General features: G+C 40.6%; 13 protein-coding genes. 6 read left to right on the forward strand and 7 right to left on the reverse strand.

The window, feature by feature from the left end:
* Positions 1-63: 63 nt before the first annotated feature.
* From AB4128_RS16715 to AB4128_RS16730, 4 genes are all read right to left on the reverse strand, one after another.
* On the reverse strand, positions 64-564 hold the full coding sequence (locus tag AB4128_RS16715; RefSeq protein WP_372038344.1) for a GNAT family N-acetyltransferase: 501 nt from the start codon (positions 562-564) through the stop codon (positions 64-66).
* Between the two features lie 26 nt (positions 565-590).
* Entirely contained in the window at positions 591-2,309 is a 1,719-nt protein-coding gene (locus AB4128_RS16720) for a pepsin-like aspartyl protease (RefSeq protein ID WP_372038345.1), read from the reverse strand.
* A gap of 392 nt (positions 2,310-2,701) precedes the next feature.
* A complete protein-coding gene (locus AB4128_RS16725; protein WP_372038346.1) occupies positions 2,702-3,121 on the reverse strand; it encodes a TetR/AcrR family transcriptional regulator in 420 nt (139 codons plus the stop codon).
* Positions 3,122-3,293: 172 nt separating this feature from the next.
* Positions 3,294-4,151 carry a GGDEF domain-containing protein gene (locus tag AB4128_RS16730; protein WP_192022235.1) on the reverse strand — a complete coding sequence of 286 codons (858 nt, stop codon included), beginning with the start codon at positions 4,149-4,151 and terminating at the stop codon, positions 3,294-3,296.
* Between the two features lie 307 nt (positions 4,152-4,458).
* Here AB4128_RS16730 and AB4128_RS16735 point away from each other — a divergent pair, with 307 nt between their 5' ends.
* The 6 genes from AB4128_RS16735 to AB4128_RS16760 all read left to right on the forward strand — a co-directional run bounded on the left by AB4128_RS16735 (position 4,459) and on the right by AB4128_RS16760 (position 14,721).
* Complete coding sequence (locus AB4128_RS16735; protein WP_372038347.1) at positions 4,459-6,114, forward strand: amidohydrolase; 1,656 nt, start codon at positions 4,459-4,461, stop codon at positions 6,112-6,114.
* Between the two features lie 319 nt (positions 6,115-6,433).
* Positions 6,434-7,165: an oxidative stress defense protein gene (locus tag AB4128_RS16740; RefSeq protein ID WP_372038348.1), complete on the forward strand. Its 732-nt coding sequence runs from the start codon at positions 6,434-6,436 to the stop codon at positions 7,163-7,165.
* Positions 7,166-7,324: 159 nt separating this feature from the next.
* Positions 7,325-8,380 (forward strand): dihydroorotate oxidase, encoded by a 1,056-nt coding sequence (locus tag AB4128_RS16745; RefSeq protein WP_240433825.1) that lies wholly within the window; start codon positions 7,325-7,327, stop codon positions 8,378-8,380.
* Positions 8,381-8,696: 316 nt separating this feature from the next.
* Positions 8,697-10,865 (forward strand): cation:dicarboxylate symporter family transporter, encoded by a 2,169-nt coding sequence (locus AB4128_RS16750; protein ID WP_055025785.1) that lies wholly within the window; start codon positions 8,697-8,699, stop codon positions 10,863-10,865.
* A gap of 381 nt (positions 10,866-11,246) precedes the next feature.
* Positions 11,247-12,404 carry an N-acetyl-alpha-D-glucosaminyl L-malate synthase BshA gene (gene bshA / locus AB4128_RS16755; protein WP_372038349.1) on the forward strand — a complete coding sequence of 386 codons (1,158 nt, stop codon included), beginning with the start codon at positions 11,247-11,249 and terminating at the stop codon, positions 12,402-12,404.
* A 103-nt stretch (positions 12,405-12,507) separates the two neighbouring features.
* Positions 12,508-14,721: a cation:dicarboxylate symporter family transporter gene (locus tag AB4128_RS16760; protein WP_372038350.1), complete on the forward strand. Its 2,214-nt coding sequence runs from the start codon at positions 12,508-12,510 to the stop codon at positions 14,719-14,721.
* A gap of 229 nt (positions 14,722-14,950) precedes the next feature.
* On the opposite strand, the gene AB4128_RS16765 is transcribed toward AB4128_RS16760, so the two are convergent.
* Genes AB4128_RS16765 through AB4128_RS16775 form a run of 3 tightly spaced genes read right to left on the reverse strand, consistent with a single transcriptional unit; the run spans position 14,951 to position 18,048 of the window.
* The gene (locus AB4128_RS16765; protein ID WP_372038351.1) at positions 14,951-15,412 is read right to left on the reverse strand and encodes a GtrA family protein; all 462 of its coding nucleotides are present in this window, start codon (positions 15,410-15,412) and stop codon (positions 14,951-14,953) included.
* Positions 15,412-16,854, reverse strand: coding sequence for an ArnT family glycosyltransferase (locus AB4128_RS16770; RefSeq protein ID WP_372038352.1), 1,443 nt, complete (start codon positions 16,852-16,854; stop codon positions 15,412-15,414). The genes AB4128_RS16765 and AB4128_RS16770 overlap by 1 nt, the downstream gene beginning before the upstream one ends.
* The gene (locus AB4128_RS16775; protein ID WP_192022229.1) at positions 16,855-18,048 is read right to left on the reverse strand and encodes a glycosyltransferase family 2 protein; all 1,194 of its coding nucleotides are present in this window, start codon (positions 18,046-18,048) and stop codon (positions 16,855-16,857) included. It lies immediately after the preceding gene.
* Positions 18,049-18,073: the final 25 nt, after the last annotated feature.

Raw genomic sequence — 18,073 nt, forward strand, 5'->3', positions numbered from 1 at the left:
CCGTACGATAACAGTTATCAATCTGTTTTGGAATTGTAAAAGCATTGATTCGAAGGAGGAGTGTTAGAATTTGTATCCATTTCGATTAATTCTGAAATGACGAGTAAAAGAGTCGCTATAATGACTTTCTTTAAAGCCCAACTTTCGTATGATTCGCAAAGTAGCATAATTTTGATAATGACTATTTGCTTCGATTACAGATAGATTTAACACCTTAAATCCATACTCTATCAATCCCTTCACGCTTTCTTCAGGCACTCCGCGACCATGAGCAGCTCTAGACAAAATGATCCCTACTTCGGCGACATCACCTTTTATGGTTAAACTTTGGATACCCAAAGCTTTATCAGCAGGTTTTTCTCTAATACACCAAATTAATTGGGTATTTTGCTCGGCATTATTTAAATTTATTGCCGTTTTAAATGTTGAACAAGCCTTTTGTATTTGAAAAGGAGAAGAAATACAACGCATCGTCTTAAAATCAGTGTACAAACTGATATATAACGATTCATCACTTACTTCGAGTAAGCGCATTTTTAATCGCTCAGTTTCAAAATCATGCATGTGAATGTCGCCCTTTCGCTTCCATACTAATCCCTTTGCTCTGCAAATCGAATCACTCCCGTTTCATGGGCTGAACGGTCAAAAATCACATAATAATCATTCAATAATGGCGTTCCCAATAAGCATTGATTTGGCCACCTTGGTAGCTGGCTTAATATTTTAAAACACGCTTTACCTGGGCTTGGCGAGTTGAGTTGCCAATAATGTTCTGGTTTACAACTGATAGTAATCGCTTTATCGATAACTTCATTTTCTGAATCAGGGCATTCGTTGGTGATTTCACCGTCAAATGTAAAATGCAGTGTCGGCCAGTGGCTTAAATCATCAGGATGATGGCCTGTCATATCTCGGCCTTTAAATAGCTCGGCCATATCAATGCCTTTCTCTTGAAAACTGATATCTTTGAATGGCTCGACTAACGTTACAAAGTCACTAGAAACATTGTTAAATCCAGTCATCATGGCTTTGTATAACAAGTCTGTCAGTAAAATCCCTGAAACACCAGTATCAATAATGGCGTTACTTTTATGGGATGCGACATACTGACTTTGTAATGCTGGAGCCTCTACTTCTGCTTGTTCACCCACTCGCATTGAATACAGTTTGACGTTGTAATAACGATTATGAATCACATCGATGGTTTTGAACTTTCCCTGATACAGCTCGGTATGCTCTTTGCCCCCACCCAATATTAACCAACCTTTGTTAAGTGGGTCAGCTGCAATTTGCTCTTGGGTATACTCTTGTTTAGCAATATGGATGCTCGAGCGTTTTGAATAAAAGCCAAATTTATTGTGCGTTAAGCCATTTTTGTTAAGGCGAGTAAAATAAGGTACGACTGTCTGCTGTGGCTGTTTTTTCAAGAATTTTCTGAAACGCTTTAAATCCTCGCCACTAAAACGCTCTGACTCGTCTGCTTCATCACAGCTCTTTTCATCATGCTCGCAATGGGCTGGGCACACAGAATTTGGCTCTGAAAAAGGCCATGGAAAGGTCGAGGCGGGTTTAATTTTATGTTTTTCAATGTAGGCTGTTAAATCATAGCTTTTATTAAGCCCATAATACGCCAGCCCTAAAATACCGTCTGCATCGGCGAACGTTTTTTGTTGCTGTAATGAAGGTACAATCGCGACAGGACAATCGTTAAGTGATAAAGGCTGATGCGCTAAGTTTAAATGTGGGACGTGGGTTGAGGTATTTTCATCCAAAGAATCTTGAGCTAATGGGTCGTGCTTGAGACCATCTTCACTCACACTCACCTTGGTATGCACTAATGGGCCATCCCAACCACCCGCGCCATATATGACCTGTTGGGCAAAAGGACTAGATTGTAGATATTGGTCTTCATGGGGCTGATACACCTGCTTTTTTACAACAAGCGTACTGCTACCGGTATCAACAATTAAATTTGCCAAGCTACCTTCACTGCCAAGGCGCATTTGTACGCAGTAACCACCTTTGGCATACACATTGACTAGGGGTAATTTTACGGTTCTAGGCTGTATTGATTGGGCAGTGAACTTGGCTGTAGATGTTTTTTCAGAGCAATAATCATCAACATTTTCAGGATTAGCTTGATCATCTAAATGTTGCTGCATTTGATTATGATGATGGCAGTGGCCTAGTAGGTGTTGATGGTGATCATCATCAGAGGCTTGTTGCGCTGCTTGTTGGTTTATTGCTTGTTCTAGTGCAACTGTTGCTTCATCTAAAGTCTCAGTATCGCTGTGATCTTGCTTGCTCATGCAGGTGTTGCTTCCTTGCTATTGATACTATTCAATATGCTATCGCTTGTATTTTACTGATTTTCGGTAATTTACAGAGATTATCTGAACAGAGCCTTTCTGACTCCTTGAACCGTTACTTTAAATTAACATGATGACCTTTGTCACTCATTAGATGGTTATTAGGTTATTTTTAATACACTTAGCTCATTAAGAGTTGTCATCAAATATGAACATAATGACACCTTAACCGATGAGAAAAGCGAGTCTAAGGCTATATAGGGCTGATGTATTAAAGCTTGGCTAAAGTGGGAGTTGGAGTGGGAGTAGAAAATAGGCAAACAGTTAATGTTGTAAAAACCTAAAGGTTCTTTACAACATTAACGTTATGAATCAATAGATAAAATGAAAGGTTAAGTGATATTGGCTTTAATTTGAGTTCTTTCTAATTCAATGAACTCGAAACCACGCTTTAAAAAGAGGAATTCATTTTTTTCTGGGAGCCCATGGATAAGCGCGAGCAGCTCTGCAAAAACGTGATCTAATGCTAAGCGATCTTTGTCTTTTAAATGATTAAAAATAAGCGGGCGAAGCACCATACTAAATGTGCCAATTAAATCAGAAAATCGTTGCTCTTGAATCGCTTTAATATTGGCTTGAACTTCTTCGATACAAAGCGCTGCAAGGATTTCATTTTTATCTCTAAAATTTTGATAACAACATGCGCGAGATAACCCACATGCTCTAGGTACATCAGACATAGAAAAATTGATTAACCCATGTTCTTGAATGAGGTCTTTTGCTGCATTTAATAAACGTTGTTCTGTTGTCATGATACCCCCATATCATTAATTTTGGCCACATTGTATAACAGCTGAGTTAACACTTGTATAGCAAATGTACGCAGTCACTAAAAAATACAATGTGAAGGCAATAAAAGCGGTAATTTAAATAGGTTACGGCATGATATACGATTAGCTCTTTTTGTCACATACATAACAAAAACTAAAAGCGACGGCCATGGGGATCTGCGGCAAAACTCGTATATTGAGAGGATTGTAAATCGGCCTGATAATAATGATGGGCAATGTCATGCTCTTTAGCATGATACATCGCATTATCTGCGGTTTTCATGAGCGTTTTTCTATCTTGAGCATTGTCAGGGTATTTTGAAATACCGATACTGACGCCAACCACTATCATATGACCTGAACAAGGAATATCGACCAATAGTGCTTGCTCTATTTCTTTAGCAACGACAGTGATATTTCGTGCTTCAACATCAGGTACGATAAGGGCAAATTGGTCGCCACCAATGCGGGCTATAACGCCATCACTAGGGACGGTTTGGTTTATCCTGTCTGCCACCACTTGTAGCACTTTATCACCTTCGACATGGCCAAACGTGTTATTGATCATTTTGAAGTTATCAATATCTAACATCATGCAATAAAACGAGTCTGGCTTTCGTGCAATGGCACTATCGAGTTGCTGATAAAACTGCTGCCGATTAGGGAGCCCAGTTAATATATCATGGCTCGCTTGATGGGCTTTTTGCTGCAAAATGTCATCCAAATTCTCAATAGTCTGCTTGCTTAAGTTGGTCACTAAAAACACAAACCATCCACCAGCTAAAAAAATACCTGCCACAATCACTTCAATAAAATTAACGCGGTCTTGATGCTGCAGCAATAAAGATAAATAACTGAAATAACCAATCACAAATAGCACAATCATCATCAGTAAAGCCAACCAACCTTTACTACTAAATTGCGAGTAAGCACAGATGTCGTAAGCGGGTCGTAAAGACAGTGCTAGACCAACAAGCCCAAGTAATACCATTGTAAGTGCAAAAAAATCCATGTGGACTCCTGTGGGTATCAGTGCTGTTTGTTTTATGCTTAGCCGTTTTGACTGAATACAAAGCTAAGTGCCAGACAGTAAAGTGGAAAAATCGAAAAAAGGTGCCATTAATCCTCCATATTTAGTGTAGCAGTTATCCATTAACTTGCGGCTGTCAGCGACTTTTTCGCCTTTAAATCAGCCAATTCGTGTTTCACCTAAAAAGCAGTTAACATTATGTCAACATCAATCAGGAAGATGTTGATTTACCTACTACCCATTTTGAGTATCAAACAATAAATAATAAGAACACGGATCGATTAATAACATGATTAATATCAGCAAAAAGATTGTTATTACTTGTTTGTGCTTTTGCAGCTTTTCGCTGTTTGCACAAAGTCAGTTAATAAGTAATATCCACGGCTATACCATTAAAGATGGACAACTTGTTCAATTTAAAGCGCTACAATTTAACGGCGACACCATTGAAGAAGTGTATACCGAACATGACATTTTACCTTACAGCACCCAAGCTAATATTGTTCGAATAGACGGTAAAGGCCAAACACTACTACCTGGTTTAATTGATTCGCATGGGCATGTATTGAGCTATGGGTTAAGTTTAATGCGTGCCCAACTTCGTACTAGCCAATCAGAAAATGATGCGGTGAATATGGTCAAAGCATTTCGTCAACAACACAGCAATATGCAGTGGATTCAAGGTAGAGGCTGGAATCAAGTCTTATGGCCAAGTAACACCTTCCCTACAGCAGCATCTTTAGATAAAGCCTTTCCTGACACACCAGTATGGCTTGTACGAGTCGATGGACATGCTGGATGGGCCAACTCGGCAGCCATGCAAATTGCTGGGGTAGATGCCAAGACAATAAGCCCTGAAGGGGGAGAGATTTTACGCCACAGTGACGGACGCCCTACAGGGGTGTTTGTTGATAATGCCATGAGCTTAATCACCAACAATATTCCAAGCTTGTCAGTTGATGAGCAACAAACTGTATTACTGACAGCACTTAATGCGTTAGCTGCAATGGGGTTAACTAGCGTGCATGATGCAGGCGTTGGCTCCGACACAATCAAGGCATACCAAACACTAGAAAACTTTAATAAGTTACCTATCCGCGTGAATGCGATGATTGATGCCGAAGATCCGAATTTTGCTCAGTTAATGACGGCAGGCCCCATCGCTGCTGGTTCAGATAAGCTGCAAATCAATAGTGTTAAAATTTCAGCCGATGGCGCATTAGGTAGCCGAGGTGCAGCGTTAATTGAAGATTACAGCGACTTAAAAGGTCATAAAGGGTTACTGCTGTATTCTAATGACGCCTTAATCGATACTATCGAAATTGCAATGAAATCTGGGTTTCAGGTCAATACTCATGCCATTGGCGATCTTGCTAATCACATTGTATTAAATGAATACCAGCGCCTCATAGCAACAACTCAGTCACGTCATTTACGTCACCGCATTGAGCATGCTCAGGTACTGCAGCTAAGTGATATTCCTCGATTTGCAGAACTTAATGTGATTGCATCGATGCAAGCGACCCACGCCACCAGCGACAAAAACATGGCTGTCGATAGAATTGGTAACACCCGTATTCAAGGTGCTTATGCTTGGCGAAAGTTGATGACTTCGGGTGCGATTATTGCAGCAGGTTCTGACTTTCCTATTGAGTCACCAAATCCATTTTATGGTTTACATGCATCGGTCACCAGACAAGATCATCAAAACCAGCCGTTTAACGGATGGTATCGAAAGGAAAAAATGAACCTAACAGAAGCCTTAGCCAGTTTTACTTCTAATGCAGCCTATGCGGCGCATCAAGAATCAATGATTGGTGAGCTACGCCCTGGAATGAAGGCTGACTTTATTTTGATTGAGAATGATATTTTTACCACCCCATATAAAGATATGTGGAAAGTCACAGTCAACGAAACTTGGGTCAATGGCAAGCGAGTTCATTAATTAATCAATCAAGATTACACATACTAAGTTTACACATACTAAGAAGAGCCCTTTAGCTGGTTTAAGCATTGAAGGGCTTTTTTAGTAAGCCCATAAAATCTTCGTAGCCAGTGTTTGGTTAACCATCAGGTACGTTAACTAGCGCCATGTTAAATAAGTGCATTAAATAAGTGCTTTAGACAAGTGCTTTAGACAAGTGCATTAAACAAGGAAGATTAAGTAACAGAAAATAAGAAAAATAAAATAACCCTTTTCAAATTTGTTCTCGTTTATAGCAATAACACCGATTGATTTTTCTGTTTTATTGTTGGAGAACACCATGACTTATTCTGTTAAAAAACCTTTATTCAATACTCAAATTCTTGCCTCAGCATTATGTGCAGCCTTATTATTTGGTATCGGTAGCCAATCAGCTATAGCAGCAAATTATGATTTCCCTCACCTTGAAACTGTCGGCATAAGCCAAGTTCAGGTTGCGCCAGACATGGCTGAAATCTCTGTGCAAGTGAGCCTTACTAAAACAACAGCGAAAGAGGCAAAATCGGCGGTTGATGAAGCCGTGGTTAAATTTATTGCTCGCTTAAAAGAAGCTGGCGTAAGCACCGATGATATACAAAGCGCTAATTTACAAATCCAGCCGCAATATCATTATCCTTCAAAGCAGCCTAGAGAGTTAACCGGATATCATGCAAGCCGTCAGTTAACAGTGACAGTAATGAAGCTTAACCAGCTCAACGACATTCTCGACTCTGCACTAGAAGAAGGCATAAACCGTGTACAAAATATTGCCCTTAAATCATCGGATGAAACCAAAGCAATTGAACAAGCGAGACAAGCTGCAATTAACGATGCTAAACAAAAAGCCCAATCCTTGGCACAGGGTTTTGACCGTAAGCTAGATGGTGTTTGGGAGATCCGTTACTTAACCCAACACCCTGTACAACCTGTAATGATGCGAATGTCTGCTGTGCAAAGTGACACAATGGAAAGCTATCAATATGGGGAGGTTAATGTGGAAGAACGTGTGGAAGTGGTTTATCGCTTAAAATAATACTAGCCAGTTCACTGTGATATTAAAAAGCGATCATCTTAAGCATGATCGCTTTTTGTCTGCTCAGCTTAACACTATTGACAATTTAACCATTATTTTGCTGTTTTCTTGTTTCTAATCAATATCCCCATTGTTTTGCTCCATAAACTATGGCGCAATTTGTCGGAGATTAATTTCACAGCTAGCCAGATGCGCCCTACACCGCAACAATGCAGCCTACAGTTATTTCCTCAAATCGGTCGTCATGTTTATCCATACTCATTTAGTCAAGAGGACGCATTAATGAAAATCGATTTATCCACTCACGTTGCAGGCGTTAAACTAGAAAGCTATTTGATGAATGCCTCTGGTCCTAAATGCACCACTTGGGAAGAATTACACACCATAGCGCAATCTCATTCATCTGCTGTGGTCACCAAATCTTGTACCATCGCCCCTAGAGAGGGCAACCCAGAGCCTCGTTACCAAGACTTGCCACTTGGCTCAATTCAGTCAATGGGTTTACCAAACTTAGGCTATAAAGCTTATCTAGAAATGATCCCAGCACTGAAAGCCTTAGGAAAACCTGTGATTGTAAGCGTATCGGGTTTTAGTGTTGAAGATAACATCGAAATGGTGACGGCTTTTCAGCAAAGTGATGTTGATTTAATTGAAGTGAATTTTTCCTGCCCTAATATCCCGGGAAAAGCTCAAGTTGCCTATGACTTTGAACAAACAGATAAGGCATTAGCAGCGATTACCGCATTAGGAAATAAGCCTATAGGGATTAAGTTAGCTCCCTATTTTGATATGTCCCACTTTGTCGCCGCCGCAAATGTTATTAAAAAATACCCCGTTAAATTTATTACCTGCATCAACTCAATCGGTAACACTTTAATCATTGATCCTTATACAGAGCAGCCAATAATCAAACCTAAAGGCGGATTCGGCGGCTTATGCGGTGACTATATCAAACCTGTTGGTCTTGCAAATGTGAGAGCTTTTCGAGAACTGCTTGATGACAATGTGCAAATCATTGGCGTAGGCGGCATAAAAACGGGGATTGATGCGTTTGAATACTTATTAGCTGGTGCTGATGCGGTGCAAATAGCCACTTGTTTTGAAAAAGAAGGCGAGACCTGTTTTGAACGAATTGAAACAGAGCTTGCTGAGTTTATGAAGTCGAAAAACTACCAATGCATTGCAGATGCGAAAGGAAAATTAAAACCGCTTTAGTTGGTCGTATTAGACTTAAACGTGCATTTTTTGCAATAGCCAGTTCGCTTTTGTTCTGGCTATTGCTTGTTAACATATCCCCAATCAACCCACCTTTTAATTAGCAATTGCTAACTTACAGTTCACGATAATTTTATTCCATAAAACCTGACTATTCGATAATAACACTGTTAATATTGATAAAAATTAACAGTTTCACCACTTAACAATTAATGGTTAGCAAACTTTTAGCAACCTCATCAAAAGTGGCTGAAAGATCATACAGAGTCATAGCACTCAATCGCCGCAGGCATAATCGAATAAATGGATATTAATTGTGTTTAAAAAATTACTTGCGATGACCAGTTCTACCCAAATGCTGGTCGCTATGTTTGTGGGTTTTGCTGTAGGGATTTTCTTTGGTGAATCTGTTGGCTGGTTAAGCACCATTGGCAATGGCGTTATTTTGTTAATGCAAATGACCGTCTTACCTTACATTGTTGTCTCACTTATCGGCGGTATAGGTAAGCTCCAAAAAAGCACCGCCATTCTTATTTTTAGTCGAGCAGGCTTAATTATGCTGCTGCTTTGGCTCGTCGGAATCGTGCTTACCGCTTTAATGCCACTGTCATTTCCCTTTATTGAATCGGCCTCTTTTTTTAGTACCAGTATTGTTGAACCTGTCGAGCCAATTAACTACTTCAAACTCTATATTCCTTCAAACCCATTCGAATCAATGGCTGCAGGCTATGTACCAGCAATGGTGGTGTTCAGTATTGCAATGGGACTGGCGCTTATCGGTATGGAAGGCGACAACAAGACCCAAGTGTTGTCATTCATGCATACCATTACAGAAACCTTTTCTCGTATTACTCAAGGTTTAGTCAAAGTTTTACCTATTGGTATTTTTGCTATGTCAGCGGCAGCAGCAGGCACGATGGGGGTTGATGAATTTGCCAGTATGCAGGTGTACTTAATCAGTTATTTTGTACTGTGTTTATTGCTCACGTTTGTCATTTTACCTTGGATTGTGTGCTCATTAACGCCTATTACTTACGCCCAAACAGTGCGTATAACAAAAGCCAGCTTAGTCACTGCATTTGCCACAGGTAACATCTTTATTGTGATCCCTGTGATCATTGAAGAATGTAAGCAAATCATGCGTGAACATAATAACCTAAGCGAAGATGGGTTAACTCTAATTGAAATCCTCGTACCAATCGCCTTCACCTTCCCCAATATTGGCAAACTGACCGTCATTTTATTTGTTTATTTTGCAGGCTGGTTTAATGGAACGCCTGTTGAAGTGAGTGCAATGCCGTCATTATCTATCAGTGGCTTATTGTCTTTATTTGGCAGTGTTTATGTGGCGATTCCGTTTATGCTTGAGTTGGTTCATTTACCTTCAGATCTATTTCAACTGTTTGTGATGTCTGGGTTTATAACCGGTAAATTTAACTCAATCGCTGCGGTAATGAATCTATTTGCCTTAACCTTGCTCACCGTTTGCTTATTCCAAGGCAGTCTTAAACTGCGTCCCCCTCAATTAATTAAAATGTCCGCGGGTTTATTGATTAGCACTGTCGTGACGATATTGATATGTCGAGTCGGCATGGGCTTATTTATTCATAGTCCTGAAATTACCAGCGGCGTGATTGCCAATATGCAAGTGGCTGATAAGGTTCCTACAAAAGTTAAACGACAGTTTCCTGAAGTCGGCAAAACCCCTTCACAACCTATCGCTGGCGTACAAGACATTATTAAGCGTGGCGTACTTCGAGTTGGTTACATTCCAAGCAATGTGCCATTCAGTTATTATAATAACGCAGGCCAATTAGTCGGCTTTGACTCTGCTATGGCAACGAAGCTGGCTGAAGATTTAAATGTCGAAGTAGAGTTTATTCCTTTTCGTAAAAAGACCTTATCTGCCTCGCTAGATGCAGGATTTTTTGATGTTGCTATGTCGGGACTCGCAATGGATATTAAGCAAATGGACAGCTTGAGCTATAGCGATCCTGTACTTGAGCTAAACGTTGCGATTGCCACCAAAGACCATAGAGTTAATAGCTTTAAAACGAATCAATCGATTTTAGAAATGGAAAATACCACCATTGCTTACGTCGAACATGATGACAAAATTAAAGAAGCAAAGCGGGTGTTACCGCACTTAACCTTTGTAAAAATCGATGGCTACAAAGACTTCTTTAGACAGAAAGGCGATAAGTATGATGCGGTGGTCATTAGTGCTGAGGCTGGGTCGGCTTGGACATTGTTCTTCCCTGGCTACGGTATCGCTATTTTAGAAGGTAAAAATCGATACCCAGTTGCTTATGCTGTTGCTCAGACTAATCAATCATTATTGAATTACATCAATAACTGGCAAAAGCTTCGCAAAGTCGATGGTCACCAACAGGAGTTTTATGATTACTGGATGCTAGGTAAAGGTGCCACGACACCGCAGCCTCGATGGTCAATCATTCGTGATGTACTGCATTGGGTTGATTAACCCGTTTAGTCCCTCAAAGCTGATGATTTAACACTATTTAGTTTGAGTATTATTTAGTTTGAATAATATGCCTCAATCCCAAAAACATAAAGCCTAACAAATCTGCTTGTTAGGCTTTATGTTTATATTCACTTCATTTTGTCACTAGGTTTACGGCAATTAAGCCTACCTAAAACTGTCATATTCACCGACTACAGTATAACGCTATGGTGATTGCAATAAATTGTGAATTTATTGCCTTCTATCAGGTGACAATCAATAGATTGAAAACGATTAAAAATATTGCAAACCTTGTAAAGTTAACCTAAAAATAACTGTAGCATTTTTGTTAAACACCTCGTTGATATTTAGCGCTCCAATTAGTAAGGATACTAGTGAAGAATGATGAATAAGTTACGTATAGGTATTGTCTGTCACCCCAGTATTGGCGGTTCAGGCTTGGTTGCCACCCAATTGGGATTAGGCTTGGAAAAGTTTGGCCATGAAGTGCATATCATTGCACACAAGCGCCCATTTAAATTACCTGAAGATATAGAGAATGTTGTCTTTCATTGCGTAGATGAAGTGAACTATCCCTTATTTGAAGGCCCGCTACACACCTATTCGTTAACGGCAAAAATTGTTGAAGTTGCGGAAGAATACCAGTTAGATATTGTGCATGCTCACTATGCTATTCCACACTCACTTTGCGCCCATTTAGCCAGTAATATTGCTCGTTATCCCTTCCCTATTGTCACTACAATTCATGGCACGGATGTCACCATCGTTGGCCAAGACGATGCGATTAAGCGCTTAAATACATTTAGCATGAATCAAAGTGCCTTATTAACGACAGTTTCTGAATTTCAGCGTCAATACATACTGCAAGAGTTCGATATTCAGCAACCGATTAACGTAGTGCATAACTTTATTGATGCAGACGATTTCACCCCAGCACTTCAAGATGAAACGTTAAGAGCGACGTTAGCTCAAGATGACGAAAAAATCTTAATGCATGTCTCCAATTTTAGACCCCTTAAAAACACCTCAACAGTTGTCGATGCCTTTAGCCAACTAACCTGCAGTGAGCCTGTAAGGTTAGTATTAGTGGGCGATGGCCCTGATATTGGAAAGATTAAACAGCAATGCCAGCAATTAAACATACTCGACCGTGTCACTTTTACCGGTTCAGTTAATAAGGTTGAACGTTATATTGCCAATGCTGACTGCCTTATCCAACCTAGCTTTAGGGAATCATTCTGCATGGTGATTTTAGAAGCCATGTCGTGCGCGGTTCCGACGGTTAGCAGTAATGTTGATGGTATTCCCGAAGTCGTTGATGAAGGCGTAACGGGTTACTCATTTCCCCCTGAAAATTCAACTAGTATGGCAGCTGCAATTAGCCATATTCTCTCGGATAGTTCAATACAGCAACGACTCGGTCAAGCTGGGCGTGAGCGAGCCATAACGCACTTTAATTGCGACAATAAAATCAAACAATACGTTGACTGTTACCGCCAGACCTTAGCTAGATTTAGCCGCTCAGCTGTCGCAAGTTAAGCGATTTAACGCTTGCTATTGCTATAGCAGTAATGCTGGCATGTTAACTCATGTCAGCAACGTCCATGAAAGTCGACAAAAACAATAAGTAAAAGGGAATCATATGGCTAATGCCAGCACGCAAACGGACACCGAACAACAAAATCAATCAGCACCGGTTAAGAAAGATAAAAAAATCAGTATGTCGAGTTGGGTATTACTGTCATTTGCAGGCGGTATTATTGCAGGATTGTTTTTCGGTGAAATGCTGGCGTGGATGTCGGTCATCGGCGATGCGTTTATCAAGTTATTACAGATGACCATCATTCCTTACATTATCGTATCGTTAATCTCTAGTTTAGGCAGTTTAACCTTAGAACAAGCCAAGTCATTAGGTGTAAAAGTCGGTAAATTGATGCTAGTGATATGGCTTTTCGGTCTGTTAAGTATGTACTTGATCAAGTACACCTTCCCTGAGTGGCAAGCAGGTGAATTCTTTAGTTTAACGGCATTACAAGATCCTAATTCGGTCAACCTTTTGGATTTATATATCCCTTCTAACCCGTTTTTCTCACTGTCTAATAGTTATATTCCTGCAATTGTACTTTTTTGTGTTGCCACGGGCATTGCGCTGATATCCATTGATGATAAAGAGTCATTAATGCGCCCATTGCAGTTACTTGGCGCCTCCTTTAATAAGGTCACACAAAGTATTGTCATGCTGATGCCAATTGGTATTTTTGCCATGACAGCGGCGACAGCTGGCACGATGGATTTTGATGAGTTTCAAAAATTACAGGTTTATTTTATCGCTCATGTGGTGATGACAATATTACTCACTTACTGGGTTTTACCCGCCATCATTATGGTGATCACACCATTCTCCTATCGTGACATTACTGGTATCGCGAAAGATGCCATGATTACAGCATTTGCAGCCGGTAATATTTTTATAATCTTGCCATTGCTTATTCAACGCACCAAGGAGCTATTCCACAAATACAAGATTGGTAATGCGCAAACCGATGATTACGCCAATATTATTATTCCTGTGGTGTTTAGCTTTCCTAATTTGGGCAAGTTGTTAACCATCGTTTTTGTGTTATTTGCCGCTTGGTTTTCAGGCAAAGAGCTCGATTTTATTAGTTATTTTCCGATGTCTGTTAATGGCTTAATCAGTTTATTTGGCAGCGTCTATTTAACCATTCCTATGCTATTGGATTCGTTAGAGCTGTCTTCGGATTTATTCCAGCTGTATATGGTGTCGAGTTTATTCACTAGCCGTTTTACCTCATTACTCGCTGCAATGAATATCTTTATTTTAGCGATTGGCGGTACAGCGATGCTGGCTGGTATCGCAAAAGTCAGCATGAAAAAACTGATAATGTGCAGCGCCCTGACACCGATTGTTTTTGGCATCACTTTACTGGGAACCAGCTGGCTGCTTAATAGTATTGTTGATACTGAATACAATATGGATGAAGTGGTAGCACAAATGAGCTCTGCTGCAGAAGTACCTGAAGATGTGACAACCTTTAATTGGTCAGAAGAATTAGTTGTTAATGGCCCCCGCTCTGTGGAACAAATTAAGCAAAGCGGGACGTTAAGAGTCGGATATAATCCTGTTCAAGTCCCCTTTTCATTTTTTAATGCCGAGCATGAACTTGTCGGGTTTGATATCGAATTGATGAAAAAGCTGGCTGCTGAACTTGATTTACAAATCGCATTTATCCCTTACTCAAGCGAAAATGCCTTAGAGTCAATCAACAGTGGCTTGTTTGATATCACAGTCTCAGGCTTACAAATGACCACGACTCGAATCGGTTTAGTCGACTTCACTAACCCAGTGCTCGATCTTCACTATTCTTTTGTTGTTAAAGATTACCGTGCTGATGAATTTAAAACTGATGAACTTATACATCAAGCCGATAAAATCAGAGTTGCGTCTGTGGGAGAATATTCAATTATCCCTTACCTAAAAGAGAAGTTCGATAACATTGAATTTACTTCAATCGACTCTGACAAACTCTTTTTTGAAGATGATGGCAAAACCTGGGACGGACTGCTTATTAGCCTTGAAGCTGGTCAAACTTGGACCATTTTATACCCTGAATACACGACCCTATATAACCGTGAAGAAATTAAATCTTTCCCAGCATCCTACGCTGTTGCAAAAGGGAATACCTCATTGCACACCTTTTTAAATAGCTGGTTGGCAATTCAGCAATCATCCGGTTATGTAGACACACTCTATAGTTACTGGATTTTAGGAGAAAACGCCCAGCCTAAGCAGCCAAGATGGTCAGTCATAAAGGATGTATTACATTGGGTCGACTAGTGCGGAAAATAGCTAGTTAAACATAAAGCCTTACTGTAATAGTTAAGGCTTTATATTTTATTCAAGAGTCAAGATACTCACGAGTAACGGTACTCTCGAGCAACGGTACTTACGAGCTACATTATTTACGAGCAACAATACTCACGAGCGATGAGTGACGTAATACTGCCAGAGCGCGGTATTTAAGATCACTTGAACCAGATAAAGCCGATATTGAATATAAATCATATTAGTCTCCATCGGGTTGTGAACGATATGTCAGATAATTAGCCCCTAACCCATTAACAATCAGTCCAATCAGCACTCCAAATGCAACACTAAATACCTCAAAACTAATCGAAGTTGGTAACCAAGTTCTGATGAGACTAAAACTCAGTAAATTAGCTATTCCTGCGACTATCGCTACCGCAACCACCCATTTCATTTGTGCACGGGTTTGTAGCTGCTTGCGGTGGCTAAATGTCACACACCTATGCCCCCACCAAGTTAGCCCTAATCCAATACTAAATCCGGCAAACCTCGCCAATAAAACAGGCCATTTAGCTAAATGTAATAGGCTTAAAAAGAGCATTAAGTCGACTAAAAAACTCCCACCACCTACCAGTAAAAAGCAGCTCACGGTTTTAAGTTTTTGCCGATTAAACACAGGCATAGCTTGGGCTGGTTGGGATAACATCAGTGTGCGCGGCATTAGCTTTCACCACACAACATTAGCACTTTTTTCTTAGTTTCGACTTCTAACTTACAGGTGGCAAAACTATCGTATTTTGTCAGTTGTGTTTGAGTCACAACAATATAATAAGGAGTATTTTGCAGACGAATTAGCTGTTCTTCATCATTGACCACCACCGCTTTACCCTCACTGTAATAACGAGACGAAAATGGTTGCTGTAGCCAGTAATACACTGGTAAGTCATATAAACGTTGTTCTAACAACCACTTATCACTTTTTTCTTTACTGACACCAGTATTAAGTACCCCAACGACAACCATAAGTAATAAGGGAATAGAAGTTACTATGGTCACAAACCGTTTAATCACATCACCTTTCCAAGCATAAGCAATAAGTAATGCCAACGCTGGCGCTGCGGGTAACACATAAGCAGGTAGAATGTTTCCCGCTAAAGTGAATAACACCATAGGCGATATCATCCAGCAGATCAGAAATTTAGTGACAGAATCAAACCCTTTATTTTGCTGGCTAACCTCAGTATTTGCCCCACTGTTATTTTGATATAACCGATAGAGTCCACGTGGCAAGAAAAATGACCAAGGTAAACACGCTACGGCAAAATACATCCAAATCGTACCACGTGCTTCATCATGGGCAGTGCCGTATAAATCGCCTTTCCAGCCGCTATCAACAAACCTTGACCAATGCTCGCCAACAATAAAGTATTGAATAAAGCCAGGGGTAGCCTGCTCGGCCATCACGTACCAAGGTAACACTAAGCTCAGCATCAAAGTCAGGCCCGATAACAAGGGGACTTTTTGCCATAACTCGCGCCACATGTTGATAGGGCCTACTGCCCAAAGCATCCACAAAGAAACACCGATGCCAAATATCGCAATCACAACAGGGCCCTTGGCCATTAGGCCTATGGCCAATCCTGCGAAGCCTGCGTATCCCCAAAAATACTCACCTTGCCATGCTAAATAAAAACCAATAAATGCTAACGTTAACCCGAGTAATAAGCCCATATCCGTCATAACTGTGCCTAAACACACATAAAAAACGGTTGTTGTCGCATAGATGATGGCAACGGTTAAGCCATTGATTGAAAATCGTTTCGCAAATTTAACCACCAAGGCAAGGCTCAGCACACCGACAATGAAATGCGGTAAACGTAAAAAGAACTCATTATTGGCGAACAGCTCGATAAAGCTGGCACTCATCCAATTTTGCAAAGGCGGTTTTCCCCAAAATGGAACACCATAATCAAATTGAGGTGTGAGCCAATTTCCAGTTTCTGCCATAAGCCTTGCCATTTCACCATAGCGAGCCTCTGTCGTATCCATTAACGGGTATAAGGCTAATGACACTAATCGCACTAATAACACGCCGATTAAAAGCCATAATAGGTTCGTTCCCAATGGGTTAGATTTATGTGAAGGTAATTGCAGCGCATTCATTTAGACATTTCCACCATAGTTGTAGGTTTGCTTGTAACTTGTTGGTTGTACAAAAAATGCTTGTTGCAAATGACTCCCTTGCTGAACACTCACTTGCAAATCACCGTTACTGAATTGATTTACATGGTTTATAGATGTCGACTTAGCACGCTTTAGCGCTTGCTTGCTATGAGTCGTTGCTTTGGTCATTGACGTGAGCGGCTTTTTAAAACTCACAACCGTATTAGGAATACTTTGTTGGTGATATACCTCTTCTACAATAAATACTGGGCGCTGCTTCACCTCCATAAACACCCGTCCCAGATACTCGCCAATTAAACCAATCGCCAGTAATTGAATTCCCGCTAAAAATAATTGCACCACCATCATTGATGCATATCCCGCGACAGCTTCACCAAATACCAAGGTTTTCAATACCACCCACACACCATAAATCAACGAACTTAAACCAATGGTGACACCAAACCAGGTGGCTAAACGAAGGGGCTTAAAACTAAACGAGGTAATTCCATCCATCGCTAAACCAATCAGCTTGCCGTAATTCCATTTGGTTTCCCCTACACTGCGAGGATCTCGATCAAACTCAATCGTAGTTTGGGTAAAGCCTGGCCAGCTTAAAATGCCTTTCATAAAACGATTACGTTCTGGCATTGCATTAATATGATCAACCACCTGACGACTTAGCAACCTAAAATCGCCAACATTTTCAGGCACAGGAGAGTCTGACATCACATTCATTAATCGATAAAAACAACCTGCTGAAAAGCGCTTAAACCAGGTTTCGCCCAACCGTTTTTTTCGGCGCATATTCACCACTTCATAGCCTTCACGCCAAGTGGCTAACATCTGTGGAATAAGCTCTGGTGGGTCTTGTAAATCAGCATCAAGCAAAATAACGGCAAGGCCTCTTGCTTGAGCAAGGCCCGCAGAAAGCGCAGCCTCTTTACCAAAGTTTCTGCTGAGTTTAATGCATTGATGCTCGCCATGACTCATGCGTAATTGCTGTAATAGCGCCCAAGTGTTGTCGGTACTTCCGTCATCAATAAACACTAACTCGCAATGCTCGGGCATGGTTGAGAGCACTCGGTCAAGGCGCTGCATCAACACATCAAGGCTTTGCGCCTCATTAAACATTGGGATAATGATCGATAAGCAGACTTCCGATTGCTGGCTGGCTGAGGATTGATGACGCATGGACTATTCCTGTGAATCAAAATAT

Origin of the sequence: Shewanella sp. 10N.286.52.A9, from assembly GCF_041468985.1 — a bacterium.
GTDB lineage: Bacteria > Pseudomonadota > Gammaproteobacteria > Enterobacterales > Shewanellaceae > Shewanella > Shewanella japonica.